A 21,113-nucleotide genomic window follows, 5' to 3' on the forward strand; every position below is an offset into this window, starting at 1 on the left:
GAAGACGACGGCCTGCTGGATCGCCCTGGCCGGGTGGGGTGTGTCGGCGTGTGTGTGCTGGCAGCCGTTCACTTTCGCTGAGGGGTTGAACGGTGACCGCGGCCTCACCTGGCGGGGCCGTTGTCGAACGGTTCGGTGAGTGCCGGGGCATGGTGGGTGTGGCGCTAGGGCGACGTTGCTGGTTCGTGTGCTGGGGAGCGCCGCGTGTGTCAGGTGCAGGGGTGATGGGAGGGCGGACGATCGCGCTGCGACTGGGTGTGTGGGACGTTCTTGAGAGGTAGGGCGTGGGGCTGTGGCGTGCCCCTACGGTGATTGGATGCGCCGATCTGACCTGTCGCCGTATTGGAACACCAACGTTGCTCGTCATCCGGGCATATTGCGTGCTGTCCCGGAGGGGTGCGGGGACGCGCTGGACGTTGGTTGCGGGGACGGGTTGCTCGTGCGCAAGTTGGTCGGCAAGGCGAAACGCGTCACCGGGGTCGACAGTTCATCGATGATGATCGAGCGCGCACGGGAGCTCGCCGCGGGGGAGCCGGACGTCTCGTTTCTTGAGGGCGACTTCCTCACCCTCGATCTTCCGGTTGAGGGCTATGACTTCGTCTGCTCGGTGTCCACGATCCATCACATGGACTTCGAGGCGGCTCTGACCCGGATGCGTGAGTTGCTGCGTCCTGGCGGCACGCTCGTGGTGGTCGGCCTGGCCCGCGAGAGGAGTCCGGGGGAGTGGGCGACGGCGGTCGCGGCCGCTCCTGCCGTGCGGGTTATCAAGGTGCTGCGCCGTGCGCACGGTCCGGAGGGAATGCCGGTCGCTGATCCGCAGATGAGCTACGGGCAGGTGCGGGCCGCGGCGCGGCGGCTGCTGCCCGGCATGCGCTATCGCCGGCACATGCTCCGCCGATACTCGCTGACTTGGGGAAAGCCCGCTCCCTAGCCGATGTGCCTCTAGGACTCCGTCTTCTGGGGGCGGTCGGCTGTGGGCTGCAACCGGGGTCGGTCAGGCGGGGTTACGGGTGTGACGGCTGGTGAGAGGAGCGGGCGATGGTCGGGGGAAAGACCGTGTCAGAGGACGCGTGGGCGGTGATGGAGAAGTTCTATGCGGCCGAGGCGGCGTATGTGGCCGCAGGTGGATACGGCAAGGCCAGTTACGAGGAGGCTGCGGCTTGTCTGGATCCCGAGGTGGTGCTGCACCAGGCTCCGGGCCTGCCGTTCACGGGGACTGGGACGTGGCAGGGCCGAGAAGGCATGGAGCGCTTTCTGGCCCGCTTCAGCGAGGTCTGGGAATCGATGGAGTTCCTGGAGCAGGAGCACTGGGGCGAAGGCGACACGGTGTTGGTGCGTAATCGGGTGCGGTTCCGGGCTCGGGCCACCGGCCGGGAGGTCGAGACGTTGATCCTGCAACAGATCAGGGTCCGGGACGGCCGCATGCTCGAATGCCGTCCCTTCTACTGGGATCCCGCCGCCATCGTCGAGGCGTGTGGCTGGACGATGCGGCAGGGAGAAGGCGAGCTTTCCGCGAGGTGAGCATTCGGCTGCGGTCCCGGGCGTTCAGAACGGTTTCTGGTGGGTTTGGCGGGAGCCGAACAAGGGAGTAGGACTCCGGTTTCGGAGGGTGAATTCAAGGCGTTCGTGGTGGGTGCGGATGCCTCGGTCGCCATGGTGCAGGGCCTTGGTTGTGCGCTTCTTCGGAACGATGCACACCTGGTGTGTGGTGGAGTGGTAGCTGATGGTTAGTAGGGGTGTGTCCCCGTCTGCGCTGTTCTGGGGTTAGTGCTGCTCAGCGGCTTGTGTAGAGGGCCTCCGGCCTGCTCTGGAACCTTTTCGGAGGCGTAGCAGTTCACTCGTGGACCGGGTGTAGTCCCCGAGGTTGTGCGGGGTCGGCCCGTGATCAAGTTTCTTGGGGGGTGTCGCCCATGACGCCCGGAGGTGCCGGAAAACAGTTTCCCGATTCCTGCCCGCTTCGTGAGAGTCCATAGGGTTCGAAGTCGCTGAGGCGCCTGGAGTTCTGGCCGGGGAGGCGAGGTCGATTTGGGTGAGCCGACATCGGCCATTCAGGTGTCGCCGGGGATGAGGCCGGCTCCGCCCTTCCGGGGTGGACGGAGCGGGTGCGGCGGGCCGGTCGCCAGGGCATCCGTCCCGGCGCGTGTGAGGGGCGCCGGGGCGGGACGGGGCGAAGCGTACGAACCCGACCCAACCGGCGGGGACGGGCCCAGCGGCACGCGGGCGTGGCCGGGCGCCGGGCGCCGGGCTTGGAAAACCCGGAAGATTCCAGGGCGCGTCAGGGGGTGTGGTCGTCCCGCAAGTAGAAGACACTTGGATCAGCGAACCGTACAAGCCGGGGCAACCCCGGAGCCGGTGTGTCGTCCGGGAGTGATTCCGGGGACGCGGCGGTCCGGGCGACCCCCAAGTGCAAGAAATTGGACGACCCGGGGCCGTAAGGTGCCGGAACCGGGCTTGTCCAGGCCGGGTACAGATCATTGACAGCGAAGGGGGGAAGCGGCGTCTCCTCCACGCCGCGACTCAGGTGAGCGAGAAACCCGAGGCTCGCGGCGCCGCGGCCGTACCCCGTCAGGCCGGCGCCGGTGCGACGCCCGCCGCCCGCGAGGCGGCGGATCCGGCCGGGGCCGCCGACCCGATCCGGGTGCTCATCGTCGATGACCACGCGCTGTTCCGCAGGGGGCTGGAGATGGTCCTCCAGGGCGAGGACGACATAGAGGTCATCGGCGAGGGCGGCGACGGGCACGAGGCGGTCGAGATGGCCGGCGACCTGCTGCCGGACGTCGTGCTGATGGACATTCGGATGCCCCGGCGCAGCGGCATCGAGGCGTGCACGGCCATCAAGGACGCGGCGCCCAGCGCGAAGATCGTCATGCTGACCATCAGCGACGAGGAGGAGGACCTCTTCGAGGCGATCAAGGCGGGGGCCAGCGGCTACCTGCTCAAGGAGATCTCGATCGACGAGGTGCCGCAGGCGGTCCGCGCCGTCCACGGCGGGCAGTCGTTGATCAGCCCGTCGATGGCGTCCAAGCTGATCACCGAGTTCGCCGCGCTCGCCAAGCGCAGCGAGGAGCGCACGCAGCAGGTGCCGGCGCCGCGTCTCACCGAGCGTGAGATGGAGGTGCTGCGGCTGGTCGCGCGCGGGCTCGGCAACCGGGAGATCGCCCGGGAGCTGTTCATCTCCGAGAACACCGTGAAGAACCACGTCCGCAACATCTTGGAGAAGCTCCAGTTGCACTCGCGGATGGAGGCGGTCGTCTACGCCGTCCGGGAGAAACTTCTGGAGATCACCTAGGAGCTGTATCCGGCGGCACCCCGTTTCGGACGAGGCGCCACCGGCCGCTCCGGCGAGGACGTTCGGGCGCCGGTGGCGGGGCTTCCCGAACGTTGACGTGCTGGCCTATTTCCAGGAGCGCACGTACGGTCGGATGGCGGCCTAGCTGGGTCTGGCGGAGGGCACCGCGAGATCGCGCATCAGGACGGCCCCGCGCCGCGTCGCCGACGCGCGGGCGGAGGAGGTGGTCACGCCATGATTCCCATGCACGAGCACGTCGCGTCACTGCTCGGCGCCTGGGCGTTGGGCGCGTGCTCGGACGATGAGACGCGGCTCGTCATGGACCACGTCCCGCACTGTCCCGCCTGCATGGAGGAGAGCCTCCTGCTCGGCGGCGTCGCGGGGCTTCTCGACGGTGTTCGCCCCGGGCCCTCCCTACGGGAGCGGACTCTCGCCGGCGCGCGCGCTCGGCGGCGGCCGGTGGCGCCGTCCGTCCCGTCCTTTGCGGCGCCCTATGCGGCCCTGGTGTCGATGCTGGACGCGCTGCTGGCCGAACTGTCGCCCGGCGCGTGGTCCACCAACGTCATCTACGACTGGACCGTCCAGGACGTCGTCGCTCACCTGTCCGCCACCGACTCCCTTCTGGCGGATCAGCTGAACACGCAGGCGGGTGCCCCCGGATTGGCACGTGCCGAACCTGCGCAGGGCGCAGCCGAATGGGACGTGGACGCGCGCACGGCCCTGGTCATCGACCAGCAGCGCGGACGGCCCCACGAGGAGACGCGGGCGTCCTGGCGCACCCAGGCGGAAGCGTTGTGCGCGCGCCTGGACGAGCGATCCGGCTCCGGCATGGTGACTCTCAAGTTCCCGATGCGGACAGCCGTCGCGGTGGTCGGCCGCGCGTTCGAGACGTGGATCCACGCCCGCGACATCGCCTCGGCGACCGGGCACTCGCTGCCCGCGCCGCTGCCCGATCATCTGCACGCCATCGCGGGCCTGGGCGTCCGTGCGCTCCCCGCCGCGCTCGCCCTGCGCGAGGGTCGGGCCGCGGACGGCGAGAGCGTCCACGTCGATCTGAGCGGCCCTGGCGGGGGAACCTGGGAGCTGCCCCTCGGCCCGTCCGCCCCCGACCGGCCGACCGTGACCCTCGCCCTCGATGCGATGGACTTCTGCCTCCTCGCCGCGGAACGTCTCCGACCAGGCGAGATACGGGCCGAACTGGGCGGGGACGTACCGCTCGGCCGCCGCCTCCTCGCCGCCGCGTCCGCCTTCGCGGGCCCCTGACCTGGCGACCGGCATTCCCCTTTTGTCGGTGTCGTGCCCTAGCATCGCGGACGTGGACGAGGTAGAGCTCAGCGCGGACGAGGCACGGCGGCTGCAACTGCGCGCCCAGGGGTTCCTGGGGGCGCGGCCCAAGGGCGGTGTGCCCGCCATGCTGGAGAGGCTGGGGGCTGTCCAACTGGACACGATCTCGGTACTGGCACGGTCCCATGAGCTGGTGCCCTATGCCCGGCTTGGTGCGGTAGGTCGGAACGCAGTCGAAACCGCCTATTGGGGGAACGGCACGTATAGGGCGTTCGAGTATTGGGCCCACGCCGCGTCCGTAATACCGATGGCCGACTGGCCGCTGTTCGAGTTCCGCCGCCGCGCCTACCGGAGCCGGGGATGGCGCTGGCACAAGGTGCCGGAGGGCGTCTGCGACGAGATCCGGGCACGCCTCCGGTCGGACGGGCCGCTCACCACCAAGGAACTGGGCGGCGCCAAGGCCAGCTCCGAGTGGTGGGACTGGAGCGACCACAAAATCGGCATCGAGTGGCTGCTCGACATAGGCGAGGTCGTCTGCGTGGAGCGGGTGGGCTGGCGGCGCGTGTACGACTTGGCGGAGCGTGCCGTCCCGGAGCATCTCCGCACGCAGGAACCGGACGACGACGCCTGCCTGACCGCCCTCGTCGCACGCGCGGGCAAGGCCCTCGGCGTGGCGACACGCGGTGACCTCGCCGACTACTACCGCGTCCGGCAGGACCAGGTGGACCAGGTCATCGAGGCGACGGGCCTCGTCAGGGCGTCCGTGAGGGGATGGGCGCAACCCGCATGGGCCGACCCCGAGGCGCTGGACGTCCCGCCGAAAGGCAGGCACGTCACGACGCTGCTCTCGCCCTTCGACTCCCTCGTGTGGGACCGGGCCCGCGCCTCACGCGTGTTCGGTTTCGACCACCGGTTGGAGGCGTACGTCCCCAAGGCCAAGCGCGTGCACGGCTACTTCGCCATGCCCCTGCTCGCGGGAGGACGCCTCCTCGGACGCGTCGACCCCGCCAGGGACGGACGCACGCTCATCGCCCGCCAGGTCACCTTCGAGCCCTGGGCGGTCAGGACGGCGCCGCGCGCGGAGACGGCCGCGGCCGCGCTGGCCACGGCCCTCTGGCGCGCCGCCTCATGGGTCGGATGCGACGACGTCCGGGTCGAGCGGATCGTCCCGGACGGCGTCGACCGAGCCCTCCTCGACGCGGCCCTCAAGTCCGCCGCCACCGGCTAGCGGCCGCCCCGAACTGGAACGCGCCACCAAACGGCGGCCACCCCTGACTGGAACGCGCCACCGAGCTGGAACGCGCCGAAGCCGCTCAGCCGTGAGGCGTGTACGACGGGCCGCCCAGTAGCCGTCCTTGGCTGGAACGCGTCCCAGTTGGGATGTGCCGGGGGTGCCTAACCGTGTGGGGTCTGCTGCGGGTCCGTGGCGACGGGACGGTCGAGGGCCTCGCCCTGCTCGCCGCCGCGCCGCTTCTCGGTACGCGAGCCGAACAGCGAGTAGTCGACGATCTCGGGAATCACGCGCGGCGCGTCGACCACGACGTCCGAGAACAAGTGGACGACCCCGCTCACGATCATGCCGACGACGATGATCGCGACGCCCACCCAGAACATGATCCAGGCCGGACCCAGGCAGATCGCGAGGCCGCCGACGACGAACCCCGCGAAGATGATCGCGACCGCGACCCACGAACTCGGCCGACCCGCGTGCGAACCATGCGAGCCGTGCGACCCGTGCGAACCCGCGTCCGACGAGCCACGCGACTCTCCCCCGGACGCGCCGGACGCGCCCACCGGTTCCCTGGCGTAAGATTCCTGTGACACTCTGCCACCAGACCGGCGCGCTCCGTGCGACTCGGACCCCTGAGACCCGTACGAGTCTCCTGTCTGCGCTTCTTCGGACACCACGCCTCCCCTTCCGTGCCGTTGGAGACCTATCCGGTACCCGAACGGTCAAACGGAACGTTCTGTGGATTGCGTTGCGGAGTGACCTAGACCATTCTGGATCTCGCCTACGATGGGCATCGTACGTGTGGTGTGCGCGCCGCCAGGAGCGGTGACCCACGATCTGCAAGGAGTCTTCGAGAGTGCCGCCAGTCATCGACAAGATCCTTCGTGCGGGCGAGGGAAAAATCCTGCGCAAGCTCAAGAAGCTCGCGGATCAGGTCAACTCGATCGAGGACGACTTCCTCGAGATGAGCGACGCCGAGTTGCGCGAGCTGACCGACAAGTACCGGGAGCGTCTCGCCGACGGCGAGACCCTCGACGACCTGCTCCCCGAAGCCTTCGCGACCGCCCGCGAGGCCGCCAAGCGCGTCCTCGGTCAGCGCCACTACGACGTCCAGATCATGGGCGGTGCCGCGCTGCACCTGGGCAACATCGCGGAGATGAAGACCGGTGAGGGCAAGACCCTGACCTGCGTCCTCCCGGCGTACCTGAACGCCCTTGAGGGCGACGGCGTGCACGTGGTCACGGTGAACGACTACCTGGCCAAGCGCGACGCCGAGTGGATGGGCCGCGTCCACCAGTTCCTCGGCCTCGAGGTCGGCGTCATCCTCCCGCAGATGACCCCGGACGAGCGCCGGGCCGCCTACAACGCCGACATCACCTACGGCACCAACAACGAGTTCGGCTTCGACTACCTGCGCGACAACATGGCCTGGAGCCTGGAGGAGTGCGTCCAGCGCGGCCACAACTTCGCGATCGTGGACGAGGTCGACTCCATCCTGATCGACGAGGCCAGGACCCCGCTGATCATCTCGGGCCCGGCCGAGCAGAACTCCAAGTGGTACTCGGAGTTCGCGAAGATCGTCCCGCGGCTGAAGCGGGCCGAGCTGGTGAGCACCGCGGGCCAGGTCGACGAGTACGGCCCCGGCGACTACGAGGTCAACGAGAAGAAGCGCACGGTCGGCATCACCGAGGCCGGGGTCGAGAAGGTCGAGGACTACCTCGGCATCGACAACCTCTACGACTCGGTCAACACGCCGCTGGTGAGCTTCCTCAACAACGCGCTGAAGGCCAAGGAGCTGTACAAGCGCGACAAGGACTACGTCGTCATGAACGGCGAGGTCCTGATCGTTGACGAGTTCACCGGGCGCATCCTGCACGGCCGCCGCTACAACGAGGGCATGCACCAGGCCATCGAGGCCAAGGAGGGCGTGTCGATCAAGGACGAGAACCAGACGCTCGCCACGATCACCCTCCAGAACTACTTCCGCCTCTACAACAAGCTGTCCGGCATGACCGGTACGGCCGACACCGAGGCGGCGGAGTTCAACAAGACCTACAAGATCGGCGTCGTCCCGATCCCGACGAACAAGCCGATGATCCGCGACGACGTCGCCGACGTCGTCTACAAGACCGAGCAGGCCAAGTTCGAGGCCGTCGTCGACGACATCGCCGAGCGGCACGAGAAGGGCCAGCCGGTCCTGGTCGGCACCACGTCGGTGGAGAAGTCCGAGAAGCTGAGCAAGATGCTCAAGCGGCGCGGTATCCCGCACCAGGTGCTGAACGCCAAGCACCACGAGCAGGAGTCGGCGATCGTCGCCGAGGCGGGCCGCAAGGGCGGCGTCACCGTCGCGACGAACATGGCCGGCCGCGGCACCGACATCATGCTCGGCGGCAACCCCGACTTCCGCGCCGACCTCGAACTGCACCAGCGCGGCCTGTCCCCGCTGGAGACGCCCGAGGAGTACGAGGAGGCCTGGCCCGAGGCCCTGGAGAAGGCCAAGGAGGCCGTCAAGGGCGAGCACGAGGAGGTCGTCGAGGCCGGCGGGCTCTACGTCCTCGCCACCGAGCGGCACGAGTCGCGGCGCATCGACAACCAGCTGCGCGGCCGCTCCGGCCGCCAGGGCGACCCGGGCGAGTCGCGGTTCTACCTCTCGCTTGAGGACGACCTGATGCGGCTGTTCAACTCGGCCCGCGTCGAATCGATCATGACCCGGCTGAACATCCCGGACGACACGCCGATCGAGTCCAAGATCGTCTCCAACGCGATCCGCTCGGCGCAGACCCAGGTCGAGCAGCAGAACTTCGAGATGCGCAAGAACGTCTTGAAGTACGACGAGGTCCTCAACCGGCAGCGCAAGGTCATCTACGCCGAGCGTCGCAAGGTGCTGGAGGGCGAGGACCTGCACGTCCAGGTCCGCCGGATGATCGACGAGGTCGTGCACGGCTACGTCGCGGGCGCCACCGGCGAGGGCTTCGCCGAGGACTGGGACCTCGACAAGCTCTGGAAGGCGTTCAAGCAGCTCTACCCGATCTCGATCACTGTGGACGAGCTGGTCGAGGACGCCGCCGACGGCGACATCTCCGGCCTGGACGCCGAGACGCTCGCCGCGAAGATCCGCGACGACGCGCAGGAGGCCTACGAGAAGCGCGAGGAGGAGCTCGGCTCCAACGTCATGCGGGAGCTGGAGCGCCGCGTCGTGCTGTCGGTCCTCGACCGCAAGTGGCGCGAGCACCTCTACGAGATGGACTACCTCCAGGAAGGCATCGGCCTGCGGGCCATGGCGCAGCGCGACCCGCTGGTGGAGTACCAGCGCGAGGGCTACGACATGTTCAACGCGATGCTGGACGGCATCAAGGAGGAGTCGGTCGGCTACCTGTTCAACCTCGAGGTCGAGATCGAGGAGCAGCCCGAGGCCCCGGCGGTCGGCGCCGCGCCCGTGTCCGTCGCCAAGTCGGCCCCCGCCGACGTGAGCGAGGACGCCGTCGACGACGAGGAGGCCGAGGAGACCGACGACGTCCCCGTGGACCAGCTCCCCGTCGACGAGGCCCCGGCGATCAAGGCCAAGGGCCTCGACAAGCCGAGCCGTCCGTCCAAGCTGGAGTACTCGGCCCCGACCGTCGACGGTGAGGGCGGCGTCGAGCACCACAGCGAGGAGACCGAGGACAAGTACGCGGGCGTCGGACGCAACGACCCGTGCCCCTGTGGCTCGAAGAAGAAGTTCAAGCGCTGCCACGGCGACCCGCGCAACAACTGACACCTGCACGCGAGCGGCCTCCCGGACCAGGTCCGGGAGGCCGCTCCCTTTCGCGGGGACGCCGCGTCAGGGCCCGGTGGTCTCCACGGCGGTGCAGCGCCAGCGCCCCCGCACCAGCTCAAGCCGGAGCGCGAGCGCCCGCACCCGCCCCGCCACCACGACCACGGCCCCCACCTCCGCGACGTCCGGCGCGGGCCGCTGCAACCAACTGGACAAAACCCGCCCCGGCACAACCCGCCCCGTCTGGTGGGCGCCCGGCGGGACGGTGCTTCCAGAGGAGGCGGCGCGCTGTGGGGCGGTGCCGCGTCCGGGGGTGGCGGGGCGTGAGGGGACGGCGCGTCCGCGGGGTGGGTAGAGGCGTTCCAGTTCCTGGCAGACGGCCGGTACCGCCACCTGGGAGAGCTGGTGGCCGGGGCGTGCTCCGGACAGGACGTCCACGATGATGCGTACCGTCGCCTCGGCGCGTGCGCGCAGTTCGGTCTGCACGGTCTCGCCCGGCTGGACGAGGCGGAGCGGACGCGGCGGACGCGCATGCGACGGCGTCTGGTTCAGCGCGAGGGCGCCGTCCGTCTCCGGGGCCTCGGACGGCCTCCATCCGGAAGGGGCGCCAGAGGCGCGTCCCGCCGTGAAAGAGGCGGCCGGTACCTCAGGCAGGGGCCGTGCCGCGCCGGTTCCGCCACGTCCAGATGAGGCCGTGCTGGACGGCCGCGCGCCGTCGTCCCCCCACCGGGCGGACGACAGGACGGGCGTGTAGCGGACGATGCGAACGACGGACACCGGCTGGACGGGGCGTCGGCCCACGGGTACCTCCTCGAATCGGGTTCGAGAAAAGGAGTCCTGAGCGGCCGAAAAAATACATGCTGACCACATGCGGCCAATTCCGCATCCCCAAATATCCGCGGATATCCAGGAGAAAAGGGCGGCGGCGGGGCGGTGGAGCGCCCCGCCGCCGCGTGGAGGGAGAGTCCCGGACGGGGTGTGGGGAGGTTCCGGGGCTCTCGGGGTCAGCCGGAGGCGGGGGAGTCCTGGGACGATCTGCGGCCGGAGCCGCGCGCGGGTTTGGCGCCCGCGGCCAGTTCCGGGTTGGAGCTCGGATCGGCGGCCACCGACTCCTCGCCCTCGGGTTCTCGTCCCGGCGTGGCGAAGTTGAATCTCACGATGAGGAACTTGAACACGAAGTAGTAGACGAAGAAGTACAGGACCCCCAGGCCGATGATCAGCGGCAGGCCCTTGGTGTTGTCCTTGGACGCGTTCAGCAGCATGTCGATGCCGCCCGCCGAGAAGCCGAAGCCCATCTGGGCGCCGACGGCCTCCATCAGGGCCATGGAGAGGCCGGTCAGCACGACGTGCACCGCGTACAGGACGGGCGCGACGAACATGAACGCGAACTCGATCGGCTCGGTGACGCCGGTGACGAAGGCGGTGAGCGCGGCGGAGATCATGATGCCGCCGACGGCGGGGCGGCGGTGCGGGGGCGCCGCGCGCCAGATGGCGAGGGCGGCGCCGGGCAGGCCGAACATCAGGACGGGGAAGAACCCGGCGGTGAAGCCGCCCGCGTGCGGGTCGCCGGCCAGGTAGCGGTTGATCTCGCCGTGCACGACGCTGCCGTCCGGGCCCTTGTAGTCGCCGAACACGTACCAGATCAGGGAGTTCGGGATGTGGTGCAGGCCGAAGGGGAGCAGGAGCCGGTTGACGACGCCGTAGACGCCCGCGCCGAGCGCGCCCGCGCCGGTGATCCAGTCGCCGAAGTCGGTCAGCCAGTTGCCGAAGACGGGCCAGATGAAGCCGATCACGACGCCGAGGCCGAGCGACGCGACCGCGGTGATGATCGGGACGAACCGGCGGCCGCCGAAGAACGCCAGGTAGGTGGGCAGTTTCACGCGGCTGAAGCGCTGGTAGAGCAACGCGGCGACGACGCCGATCAGGATGCCCCCGAGGACGTCGGTCGGGTTCTTCGCGCCGAAGTCGATGACCTGCTTGGTCGCGCCGTCCTGGACCTTGGTGATCAGCACGCCGTCCTTGAGGTCGGCGGAGTGCGAGAACATGATCTTGGTGACCTGGTCGAAGACGAGGTACCCGGCGAGGGCGGCGAGGGCGGTGGAGCCGTCGGACTTCTTCGCGAACCCGATGGCGACGCCGACCGCGAACAGCAGCGGCAGGTGGTCGAACAGGGCCTGCCCCGCGCCGCCGACGACCTCGGCGACACGCGTCCAGCCGAGCCCGTCCGCGCCCAGCATGTCCTTCTGGCCGAGCCGGAAGAGCAGGGCCGCGGCGGGCAGGACGGCGATCGGCAGCATGAGGCTGCGGCCGATCCGCTGGAGCACCGCGAGGATGCTCGACCCTCGGCGCGGCGCGCCCGCGTCCACGGTTGTCGAAGTCATCGGGGGTTCCTCCTCAGGGGGTTAGGAGTGCGGCGGGGGGTTTCCGAGGGCCGTGTGGATCTGGTAGCGGTCCGCCCTGTAGGTCGAGACGCCGAGCTCGGCGCAGATGCCGCCGGTGTAGGAGCGGCGTTGCAGCATCAGGACGGCGCTGCCGCGGGGGATCTGGAGGTTCCGGGCGTCGGCGGCGTCGGCGAGGCCGGCGTCGATGGTCTGGTCGCCCGCGTCGAAGACCAGGCCGTACACCGCCTCCAGGACGCCGTAGAGGGAGCGGTCGGCGAGTCGCCGGTCGAGCAGGTCGGGGGCGAGCGAGGCGAGGATATGGGCACGTTCCAGAGCCATCGGCTCGCCGTCGGCGGTCCGCAGCCGCTCGATGATGTGGATCTCGGTGCCCGGCTCGACCTCGAAGATGCGGGCGAGGCGGGCGTCGGCGGGGACCGTCCTGCGGTCGAGGTCCACGGCGCCGGGCCGCAGCCCGCGGCTGAGCATGTCCTCGGTGAAGGAGACGAGCCGCAGCGGCATCTCGATCTTGGGACGGGCGACGAACGTGCCCTTGCCGGGGACGCGGTAGAGCCGCCCCTCGGAGACGAGCTGGTCGACGCCCTGGCGGACGGTCATGCGCGACAGCTCGTACCGGACGCACAGTTCGCGCTCGGACGGGATCGGTGCGTCGACGGGCAGCTCGGCGCTCTCGATCAGGTCCAGCAGGATGGCGCGGAGCTGGAAGTACTTCGGTACCGGGCTGTGCGGATCGATGGCTGTCACGGGGGAGTCCTCGATGGCCGGGGCCGGAGCGACGGGGTCGGCGGGCGGGCGGACGGATGGTCTCGGACGGGCGGCGGCTCGAGCGGGCGGCGAACCGGGACGGTCGGCTCGGGGTGGCCCGAGCCCGGGGATTCGTCCCCCCGGACGCGTCCCCCGAACGTGCTGAACCGTTCCAACGCCCGCGAACGTCCCCGAAAGGCCTCCGGACCACCGGGACGCGCGTAGGCGACACGCGCGGGTGACGCACGCACGCGACGCGTCCGGGCGCGACCGGTCCGGCGGTGGCCGGTGGTGAACGCGACCGGGTCGGTGCGACCGGCAGGGGGTTGCCGGGACGGCCGCACAAAGGGCGTGACCAGGTCGGACGTCGTCCGGGGCGCAATGCTACGGAGGGGACAGGGGTTTTAGTTGTGATTTGGCTTGGTTCGTACTGGTCTAGGCCGGACTAGACCACATTCGGGAAAGACATGTCAATGCACAGATCCGTAACGAGCAGGTCACGGCTCCATCCTCTCAAGATCGAATGAATGCGCAGGTCAGGTGGCCGGTTCGGCACCCTCTCCGGCGCCCGCTTCGGGCGGTCCGTCCTCCTCCCGTTCGCGGCCGGGTGTGGGCAGGTCGAACTTCTTGATCACGAACATGAACACCGTGTAGTAGAGGAAGAAGTAGACCACTCCCAGCGCCACGACCAGCCACAAATGCCGTGTGTTGTCCTTGGTGGCGTTCAGCAGCATGTCGATCAGCCCGGCGGAGAAACTGAAGCCGAGCTGCGCGTCCGCCGCCGCCAGAACGTACATCGAGATACCCGTGAGCAGGACATGGATCACATACAGCAGCGGCGCGACGAACATGAACGAGAACTCGATCGGCTCGGTGACCCCGCAGACGAACGCGGTGAGCGCCGCCGAGATCATCAGGCCGCCGACCGCGCCGCGCCGGTGCGGCGCCGCCGAGCGCCAGATCGCCATCGCGGCGCCGGGCAGGCCGAACATCAGCACGGGGAAGAACCCGGCGAGGAACTTGCCCGCGTGCGGGTCGCCCGCGAGGTAGCGGTTGATCTCGCCGTGCACGACGCCGTCCGGCCCCTTGTAGGTGCCGAACACGAACCAGATCAGCGAGTTCAGGATGTGGTGCAGGCCGAACGGGAGCAGCAGCCGGTTCGCGACGCCGTAGATCCCGGCGCCGACCGCGCCGAGCCCGGTGAGCCAGTCGCCGAAGTCGTCGATCCAGCCGCCGACCGTCGGCCACACGAAGCCGAAGACGACGCCGAGCACCAGCGCCGCCCCGGCCGAGATGATCGGGACGAACCGCCGCCCGCCGAAGAACGCCAGCCACGACACCAGCTTCACGCGGTAGAAGCGCTGGTAGAGCAGGGCGACCATGAGGCCGACGACGATGCCGCCGAGCACCTGGGTCGGGTTCTTCAGCCCGTACCCGATCGTCTCCTGGAGCGAGCCGTCCTCCTGGCGGACCATCTCCACGACCGTGCCCTTGAGCTCGCTGGTGTGCGAGAACATCACCTTGGAGACGCGGTCGAACACGAGGTAGGCGGCGACGGCGGCGAGCGCGGTGGACCCGTCGGACTTCTTGGCGAACCCGATCGCCACGCCGACCGCGAACAGCAGCGCGAGGTTGTCGAGCAGCGCGCCGCCCGCCGCCGCGAAGACCTCGGCGACCCGGTTCCAGCCGAGGCCGTCGACGCCGAGCAGGTCGTCCTGGCCGAGGCGCAGCAGGATTCCCGCCGCGGGCAGGACGGCGATCGGCAGCATGAGGCTGCGGCCGATCCGTTGCAGCACCCCGAACGTGGCGGACCACGCCCCCCGCATTCCTCCGGCCTCGGTCGTGGCACTCATGAGCGGATGACCCTCCCCCGAGAGGCCCGATCCCGGACGAGTTCGGGCCGACGTCTTCAGCTCGCTTCACTAGGTGAGATAAGGTGCGTACTGGTCTAGTCCGGACTAGACCAGTACGCCCCGGCGGCGACGTTCCGCGATCGTCGCGTCACAGAGAGCGCGCTCCAATGGCATCACTACTGATCAGCGCTGAGCACATGATCACTACCCCCGAGGGTGGTCCTACCCGCGTACTCTCCCCGGGATTCGTCCGAGCGGAGAACGGCGTGATCACCGAGGTCGGGGAGGGCCGCCCGCCCGGCGTGCCCGACGCCGACCTCGGCGAGGGCCTGCTCGCCCCCGGGCTCGTCGATCTCCAGGTGAACGGGTTCTTCGGCTACGACATGGTCGACGCCGATGTGGACCAGTGGCGCACGGTCGTCTCCCGCCTCCCCGAGACCGGCGTGACCGCGTTCATGCCGACGTTCATCACCGCCCCCGTCCAGGTGCAGGCACAGGCGCTGCTGCGCACCCGCGACCTGCTGCCCGACCTCGCGTCCGGCACCAAGGTCCTCGGCGTCCACCTCGAAGGGCCGTTCCTGTCGGAGAAGCGGAAGGGCGCGCACAACGCCGCGTACCTGACCGACCCGACGCCCGAGGCGATCGCGACGCTGCTGGAGACCGGCCTGGTCAAACTCGTCACGCTGGCGCCCGAACGCGACGGCGCGCTGGAGGCGATCCGCACGCTGGACGCGGCCGGGGTGCTGGTCAGCGTCGGGCACAGCGACGCCTCCGCCGCCCAGACCGCGGCCGCCGCCGACGCGGGCGCCCGCATGGTCACCCACATCTTCAACGCGCAGAGCGGCGTCGGGCACCGCGACCCGGGCGTCGCGACGCAGGCGCTGATCGACCGGCGGCTGCACCCCGGGCTGATCCTCGACCTGCACCACGTCTCCCCGGAGGCGGCGAAGCTCGTCTTCCAGGCGGCGGGCGGACGGGTGCTGCTCGTCACCGACGCCGCCTCCTCCGCCGGGATGCCGCCCGGCACATACGAACTCGGCGGCGAGCCGATCACGATGCCCGAGCAGGGGCCGCCGCTGCGCGCGGACGGTACGCTCGCCGGGTCCGGCCTCCGGCTGGACGAGGCGCTCGGCAACGCCGCCGCCCTCGGCATCGACACCGCGACGGCCGTGGACGCGGCGACCCGCGTCCCCGCCGACCTGGTGGGCCGGGCCGACATCGGCCGCATCGCGCCGGGCGCGGCGGCCGACCTGGTCTGGCTCGGCCCCGACCACCGCGCGCATGCGACCTGGATCAACGGGCAGAAAGTCTTCGGAGGGGGATCATGACCAGTCAGATGCGCGCCGAGATCGGCCAGCAGCCCGACGCGCTCGCCCGGACGGTGGGCGCGCTGCTGCCGCGGCTGCCCGAGATCGCGGAGCTCGCCCGCGAGACCCGGCAGGTGCTGTTCATCGCGCGCGGCTCGTCCGACAACGCCGCCGTGTACGGGCGCTACCTGGTCGAGGCGCACACCGGACGGCTGTCCACGCTGGCCGCGCCCTCGATCGCCACGACCTACAAGCGGCGCGTCGACCTGACCGGCGTGCTCGCCGTGGCGATCAGCCAGTCCGGCAAGACCGAGGAGATCGTCGAGACGCTCGACTGGGCCGCCGCGGGCGGCGCCCGGACCGTCGCCGTCACCAACGGCGCCGGGTCCCCGCTGGCCGAGGCCGCGGAGGTCGCGCTGCTCACCGAGGCGGGCGACGAGATCGCCGTCCCGGCCACCAAGACCTACACCACGCAGCTCGCCGCGCTGTCGGTGCTGGCGCTCGGGCTCGGCGCCGACGTCCCGGTCGACGACCTGCGGCGCGTCCCGGACGAGGTGGCGCGGCTGATCGCGCTGACCGAGGCGTCCCCGGCGCTGGAGCAGATCGTCGAGGCGCTGGCGCAGGTCCCGGGCGCGGTCGTGTCCGGACGCGGCATCGCGTTCGGCACCGCGCTGGAGCTCGCTCTCAAGATCAAGGAGGCGTGCTACCTGCACGCGATGGGCCTGTCCTACGCCGACCTGCTGCACGGCCCCATCGCCGTCGTCGACGACCAGACGCCCGCGCTGCTGGTCGCCGCCGACTCGGGACCGACGCTGCCCGGCACGATCGCGCTGGCCCGCCGGGTCGAGGGCGCGGGCGCGCACGCGTTCGGCGTCGGCGGCGGCTCCGGGCTCGCCGAGGCGTGCACGGCCGCGCTGCCCGGCCCGGGCCTGCCCGAGTGGGTCGCGCCGCTGGGGCTGATCGTCCCCGGCCAGATCCTGGTCGAGAACCTGGCCCGGCGGCTCGGCATCGACCCCGACGTCCCGCGCGGGCTGAACAAGGTCACGCAGACCGACTGAGCCGCGCCGGCGGCCCCGGCACGTCCCCGGGGTCGCCGACCAGGCCGCCCACCTGGCAACTTGGAACGAGCCAGCCACCCCGAACGAAACGAGAGAGCAATGGACAAGGCCGAGGCCATCGTCGCCGCGCTGGGCGGCGCCGACAACATCGTGGAGATCGAGCCGTGCGCGACCCGGTTGCGCACCGAGGTCAGCGACGCCGGACGGGTCGACGAGGCCGGCCTGAAGCGGGCTGGCGCGTTCGGCGTCATGCGCAGCGGCACCGTCGTCCAGGTCGTGGTCGGCCCCGAGGCCGACACCATCGCCAGCGACATCGAGGACATCCTCGAGTGAGAGGAGCGCTCACGATGACCCGAGTGCTGTCGCCCGTCACCGGCCGCGCCGTCGGCCTCGCGGGCGTCCCCGACCAGGTGTTCGCGCAGGCCATGGTCGGCCCGGGCACCGCCGTCGACCCCGAGCGCGGGCCCGGCTACGCGATCGCGCCGGTCACCGGCAAGATCGTCAAGCTGCACCCGCACGCCTACGTCGTCGTGGACTCCGAGAACCACGGGGTGCTGGTCCACCTCGGCATCGACACCGTCCAGCTCAAGGGCGCCGGGTTCGAGCTGCTCGCCACGCAGGGCGAGGCGGTCACCGCCGGGCAGCCGCTGGTCCGCTGGGACCCCGCCGTCATCGAGGCGGGCGGCCGGTCGCCGATCTGCGCGGTCGTGGCGCTGGACGCGGGCGACGGCGCGCTCACCGACGTCGTCGAGTCGGGCGAGGTGACGAAGGGGGCCGAGCTGTTCACATGGAGCTGATCCCCCTGCGCGCCGCCGTGTTCGACCTCGACGGCACGCTCATCGACACCGAGCCCCGCAACCGCGTCATGTGGGGGCTCCTGTTCGAGGCGCACGGCGTCCCCTACGACGACGACCTGATCACCTCGTTCGCGGGACGGCGCGGGCTGGAGGTGCTCCAGGAGCTGGAGCACCGGTTCTCCGGGCCGACCGCCGAGGAACTGCTCAAGGAGGCGCTCTCCTACGGCAAGCGGCCGGACATGCCCGCCGACGTGCCGGTGCCCGGCGCCGTCGAGCTGATCAGGGCGCTCGCCACCGCGGACGTCCCGCTCGCCGTCGTCACCTCCGGGCGGCGCGGCTACGCCGAGGGGCTGCTGGATGGGCTCGGCGTCCGCGACCTGCTCGACATCGTCGTGACCGCCGGCGACGTCGTCAACGGCAAGCCCCACCCCGAGGGCTACCTGGCCGCCACCCGCGACCTCGGCGTCCCGCCGGAGGAGGCGATCGGGTTCGAGGACGCCCCGGCGGGCATCGCGGCCGTGAAGGCCGCGGGCATGACCTGCGTCGGCATCACCACCTCGCAGCCGGTGGAGGCGCTGGCCGAGGCCGACCACCTGGTGGCCGACCTCAAGGAACTGGACGTCGCGCCGGGCCCCGCGCTGCGGGTGCCCGGCCGGTGACGTCCGTGGCAGCGGCGGCCCGGGCCACCCGGGCGCGGGCCCGGTTTTCCGGGCTCGAAGGCCGACAGTGATGGCCGTGACCGGCGGCCAGCGACGGCCGTGACAGACGGCCCTTTGAGGAGCATTCCGTGACTGAACGCACTATCAAGATCATGTCCAGGGTGGGGCTGCACGCGCGGCCGGCCGCGCTGTTCGTCCAGACCGCCGCCAAGGCGCCGGGCGAGGTCACCGTGGCCAAGCGCGGCGCCGGACCCGTCAACGCCAAGAGCATCCTCGCCGTCCTCGGCCTGGACGCGCGGCACGGCGAGGAGATCGTCATCGCCGCCGACGGCGAGGACGCGGACGAGCTGCTCGACACGCTGGAGGCCCTGCTGTCGACGCCGGAGCCCGAAGGTGTCTGAGCACCACGGGCCCGGTGCCGAGTCGCCGCGGGGCGAGGGCGGCGAGGTGCTGCGCGGGGTGGGCGTCAGCCCGGGGGCCGGGGCGGGCCCCGTGCTGACGATCGCGGGCGCCGTCCCCGAGCCGCCCGCCGGTTCCCGGCACGGCGGCGACGCGGGCGCCGAACGCGACGCCGCGCTCGCCGCGCTGGAGGCCGTGGCCGCCGACCTGGAGGATCGCGGCGCACGCGCCGCCGAGGCGGGCAACACCGACGGGCGCGACGTGCTGAACGCGCAGGCGCTGATGGCCCGCGACCCGGGCCTCGCCGACGGTGTCGGCGCCAAGGTCGAGGAGGGCGTCGCCGCCGCGCGCGCCGTGTTCGAGGCGTTCGGCGTCTATCGGGAGCTGCTCGCCGGGGCCGGCGAGTACATGGCGGCGCGCGTCACCGACCTCGACGACATCCGCGACCGGGCCATCGCCCGGCTGCTCGGCCTGCCGGTGCCCGGCGTCCCCGAGTCCGCCGAGCCGTTCGTGCTGGTCGCCCGTGACCTGGCGCCCGCCGACACGGCCGTCCTCGACCCCGCCCAGGTGGTCGCGTTCGTGACCGAGGAGGGCGGCCCGACCAGCCACACCGCGATCATCGCCCGCACCATGGGCGTGCCCGCCGTCGTGGCGCTGCCCGGCGCGACCGCGCTGACCGACGGCACCCGCGTCCTCGTGGACGGCGCCGCCGGGACCGTCGCGGTCGACCCGTCCGACGCCGAGGTCGAGGCGGCGCGCGCCGCGTCCGCCGCCCGCGCGTCCGCGCTGGCCGAGTTCACCGGTCCCGGCGCCACCAAGGACGGGCACGCCGTCCCGCTGCTGGCCAACATCGGCGGCCCGCAGGACGTCGCGTCCGCGCTGGCGGCCGGTGCCGAGGGCGTCGGCCTCTACCGCACCGAGTTCCTGTTCCTGGATCGGTCCAAACCGCCGTCCGACGCCGAGCAGGAAGAGGCGTACCGGAAGGTGCTGGAGGCGTTCCCCGAGGGCCGCGTCGTCGTCCGGACGCTGGACGCCGGAGCCGACAAGCCCCTCGCCTTCCTCCCGCCTCCCGGCGACGAGCCGAACCCGGCGCTCGGCGAACGCGGCCTGCGGATGATGCGCCGCCATCCGGACGTGCTCACCGCCCAACTGTCCGCGCTCGCGCGCGCCGCCGCGGGACTGACCGTGAAACTCCAGGTCATGGCCCCGATGGTGACCGACGTCGACGAGGCCGCCGGGTTCGCCGCCGCGTGCCGGAACGCGGGCATCGAGCATCCCGGCATCATGATCGAGGTCCCCGCCGCCGCGCTGCGCGCCCGCGACCTCTCGCCGGAGGTCGGGTTCTTCAGCATCGGCACCAACGACCTCACCCAGTACGCCCTGGCCGCCGACCGCCAGATCGGCGGCCTCGCGCACCTCCAGGACCCGTGGCACCCGGCCGTCCTCGACCTGGTCGCCCCGGCGGCGGACGCCGGAGTCCCCTGCGGCGTCTGCGGCGAGGCCGCCGCCGACCCCGCCCTCGCCTGCGTCCTCGTCGGCCTCGGCGTGACCTCGCTGTCGATGAGCGCGCCGTCCCTGCCGCTAGTACGTGCGACCCTCGCCCAGCACACCCTGGACGAATGCCGTGAAGCGGCCCGCGCCGCCCGCGCCGCGCGGACCCCCGCGCAGGCCCGGGAGGCGGCCCTGGCGGTCCTGGGTCAGGAGGGCTGATCCCGATCGGCGATGAGCCAGCGCCCGCCGGTCCTGCGGAGGGTGAAGCTCGCGGCGAGCACCCCACCCCGACCGGCGGGCGCACCGCGCCACTTCAGATCCTCGAAGCGGACGGTGACCTCGCCCGCCCCGGGCCCCGCCGCACCGGTCGGCACCGTGACCCCGCGAAGCGCCGCCAGATCCTGAGGACGCAGCTTCGCCCGCGCTCGCCCCAACCCGGCGCGGCAGCCCCCCGTCCTGCCGAAGGTCGCGCGCTCGTACCCGGGCCCCAGGTACGCGCAGACCGCGACATTCCCCTTGGCCACACCCCGCAGAAACCGATACAGGACGAGCCGCGCCGGCAACGTCTCCTCCCCGTCCGCGCCGCCGGTATCGCCCAGCCGCGAATCGGCCGGCTCAGGCGTCAACGGCGGCATCGCGACCCCGCCGTCCCCACCGCCGCACGCGGCCAGCGCGGGCAACAGCACCACAACGGCGAGCGACGGCCGAACCCGCACGGCAACCTCCTGGGGGGACAAGGCGCCCGATCTTCCCAGCCCACCCAACCCCCCGTCCACAACCCCACCGCCCCACCCCCACCCCCGCCCGCGCTGCCTCGTTGGTTGGCATACCGGGCCTCGCGGGGACGT

19 protein-coding genes are annotated in these 21,113 nt (G+C 71.2%); 13 read left to right on the forward strand and 6 right to left on the reverse strand.

All coding sequences use genetic code 11. The features are described 5' to 3' along the window. The first annotated feature begins 316 nt into the window (after positions 1-316). From K2F47_RS13960 to K2F47_RS13980, 5 genes are all read left to right on the forward strand, one after another. A complete protein-coding gene (locus tag K2F47_RS13960) occupies positions 317-931 on the forward strand; it encodes a class I SAM-dependent methyltransferase (protein ID WP_242903277.1) in 615 nt (204 codons plus the stop codon). A 107-nt stretch (positions 932-1,038) separates the two neighbouring features. Next, a complete protein-coding gene (locus K2F47_RS13965; RefSeq protein ID WP_242903278.1) occupies positions 1,039-1,521 on the forward strand; it encodes a nuclear transport factor 2 family protein in 483 nt (160 codons plus the stop codon). Positions 1,522-2,521: 1,000 nt separating this feature from the next. Then, a complete protein-coding gene (locus K2F47_RS13970; RefSeq protein ID WP_443611971.1) occupies positions 2,522-3,289 on the forward strand; it encodes a response regulator in 768 nt (255 codons plus the stop codon). 234 nt (positions 3,290-3,523) lie between these two features. Beyond that, the gene (locus K2F47_RS13975; protein WP_242903279.1) at positions 3,524-4,552 is read left to right on the forward strand and encodes a maleylpyruvate isomerase family mycothiol-dependent enzyme; all 1,029 of its coding nucleotides are present in this window, start codon (positions 3,524-3,526) and stop codon (positions 4,550-4,552) included. 52 nt (positions 4,553-4,604) lie between these two features. Further along, positions 4,605-5,801 carry a winged helix-turn-helix domain-containing protein gene (locus tag K2F47_RS13980; protein WP_242903280.1) on the forward strand — a complete coding sequence of 399 codons (1,197 nt, stop codon included), beginning with the start codon at positions 4,605-4,607 and terminating at the stop codon, positions 5,799-5,801. A 167-nt stretch (positions 5,802-5,968) separates the two neighbouring features. Here the strand turns inward: K2F47_RS13980 and K2F47_RS13985 are convergent, their stop codons facing one another. After that, positions 5,969-6,397: an HGxxPAAW family protein gene (locus tag K2F47_RS13985; RefSeq protein ID WP_242903281.1), complete on the reverse strand. Its 429-nt coding sequence runs from the start codon at positions 6,395-6,397 to the stop codon at positions 5,969-5,971. 263 nt (positions 6,398-6,660) lie between these two features. On the opposite strand from K2F47_RS13985, the gene secA reads away from it, so the two are divergent. Beyond that, positions 6,661-9,558, forward strand: a complete 2,898-nt coding sequence (gene secA / locus K2F47_RS13990; RefSeq protein WP_242903282.1) for a preprotein translocase subunit SecA — start codon at positions 6,661-6,663, stop codon at positions 9,556-9,558. 66 nt (positions 9,559-9,624) lie between these two features. Here the strand turns inward: secA and K2F47_RS13995 are convergent, their stop codons facing one another. The 4 genes from K2F47_RS13995 to K2F47_RS14010 all read right to left on the reverse strand — a co-directional run bounded on the left by K2F47_RS13995 (position 9,625) and on the right by K2F47_RS14010 (position 14,554). Then, positions 9,625-10,359 (reverse strand): Rv3235 family protein, encoded by a 735-nt coding sequence (locus K2F47_RS13995; protein ID WP_242903283.1) that lies wholly within the window; start codon positions 10,357-10,359, stop codon positions 9,625-9,627. A 203-nt stretch (positions 10,360-10,562) separates the two neighbouring features. After that, positions 10,563-11,939: a PTS transporter subunit EIIC gene (locus tag K2F47_RS14000; RefSeq protein WP_242903284.1), complete on the reverse strand. Its 1,377-nt coding sequence runs from the start codon at positions 11,937-11,939 to the stop codon at positions 10,563-10,565. Between the two features lie 21 nt (positions 11,940-11,960). After that, entirely contained in the window at positions 11,961-12,701 is a 741-nt protein-coding gene (locus K2F47_RS14005; RefSeq protein WP_242903285.1) for a GntR family transcriptional regulator, read from the reverse strand. A gap of 536 nt (positions 12,702-13,237) precedes the next feature. Beyond that, entirely contained in the window at positions 13,238-14,554 is a 1,317-nt protein-coding gene (locus K2F47_RS14010; protein WP_242903286.1) for a PTS transporter subunit EIIC, read from the reverse strand. A gap of 266 nt (positions 14,555-14,820) precedes the next feature. On the opposite strand from K2F47_RS14010, the gene nagA reads away from it, so the two are divergent. From nagA to ptsP, 7 genes are all read left to right on the forward strand, one after another. Further along, positions 14,821-15,882: an N-acetylglucosamine-6-phosphate deacetylase gene (gene nagA / locus K2F47_RS14015; RefSeq protein WP_242903287.1), complete on the forward strand. Its 1,062-nt coding sequence runs from the start codon at positions 14,821-14,823 to the stop codon at positions 15,880-15,882. Beyond that, on the forward strand, positions 15,879-16,919 hold the full coding sequence (locus K2F47_RS14020) for an SIS domain-containing protein (RefSeq protein ID WP_242903288.1): 1,041 nt from the start codon (positions 15,879-15,881) through the stop codon (positions 16,917-16,919). Before nagA ends, K2F47_RS14020 begins: the two co-directional genes overlap by 4 nt. A 99-nt stretch (positions 16,920-17,018) precedes the next feature. Beyond that, a complete protein-coding gene (locus tag K2F47_RS14025; protein ID WP_156215729.1) occupies positions 17,019-17,252 on the forward strand; it encodes a PTS sugar transporter subunit IIB in 234 nt (77 codons plus the stop codon). A gap of 14 nt (positions 17,253-17,266) precedes the next feature. Next, positions 17,267-17,716, forward strand: coding sequence for a PTS sugar transporter subunit IIA (locus K2F47_RS14030; protein WP_242903289.1), 450 nt, complete (start codon positions 17,267-17,269; stop codon positions 17,714-17,716). Further along, a complete protein-coding gene (locus tag K2F47_RS14035; protein ID WP_242903290.1) occupies positions 17,707-18,375 on the forward strand; it encodes an HAD family hydrolase in 669 nt (222 codons plus the stop codon). The genes K2F47_RS14030 and K2F47_RS14035 overlap by 10 nt, the downstream gene beginning before the upstream one ends. A gap of 128 nt (positions 18,376-18,503) precedes the next feature. Further along, positions 18,504-18,776, forward strand: a complete 273-nt coding sequence (locus K2F47_RS14040) for an HPr family phosphocarrier protein (protein ID WP_242903291.1) — start codon at positions 18,504-18,506, stop codon at positions 18,774-18,776. Continuing rightward, on the forward strand, positions 18,769-20,484 hold the full coding sequence (ptsP, locus tag K2F47_RS14045; protein WP_242903292.1) for a phosphoenolpyruvate--protein phosphotransferase: 1,716 nt from the start codon (positions 18,769-18,771) through the stop codon (positions 20,482-20,484). The genes K2F47_RS14040 and ptsP overlap by 8 nt, the downstream gene beginning before the upstream one ends. Here the strand turns inward: ptsP and K2F47_RS14050 are convergent. Further along, positions 20,472-20,981 (reverse strand): hypothetical protein, encoded by a 510-nt coding sequence (locus K2F47_RS14050; RefSeq protein WP_242903293.1) that lies wholly within the window; start codon positions 20,979-20,981, stop codon positions 20,472-20,474. The two genes, ptsP and K2F47_RS14050, sit on opposite strands and share 13 nt — an antisense overlap. Positions 20,982-21,113 lie beyond the last annotated feature (132 nt).

This window comes from Actinomadura terrae, assembly GCF_022751215.1.
Taxonomy (GTDB): Bacteria; Actinomycetota; Actinomycetes; order Streptosporangiales; family Streptosporangiaceae; genus Spirillospora; species Spirillospora terrae.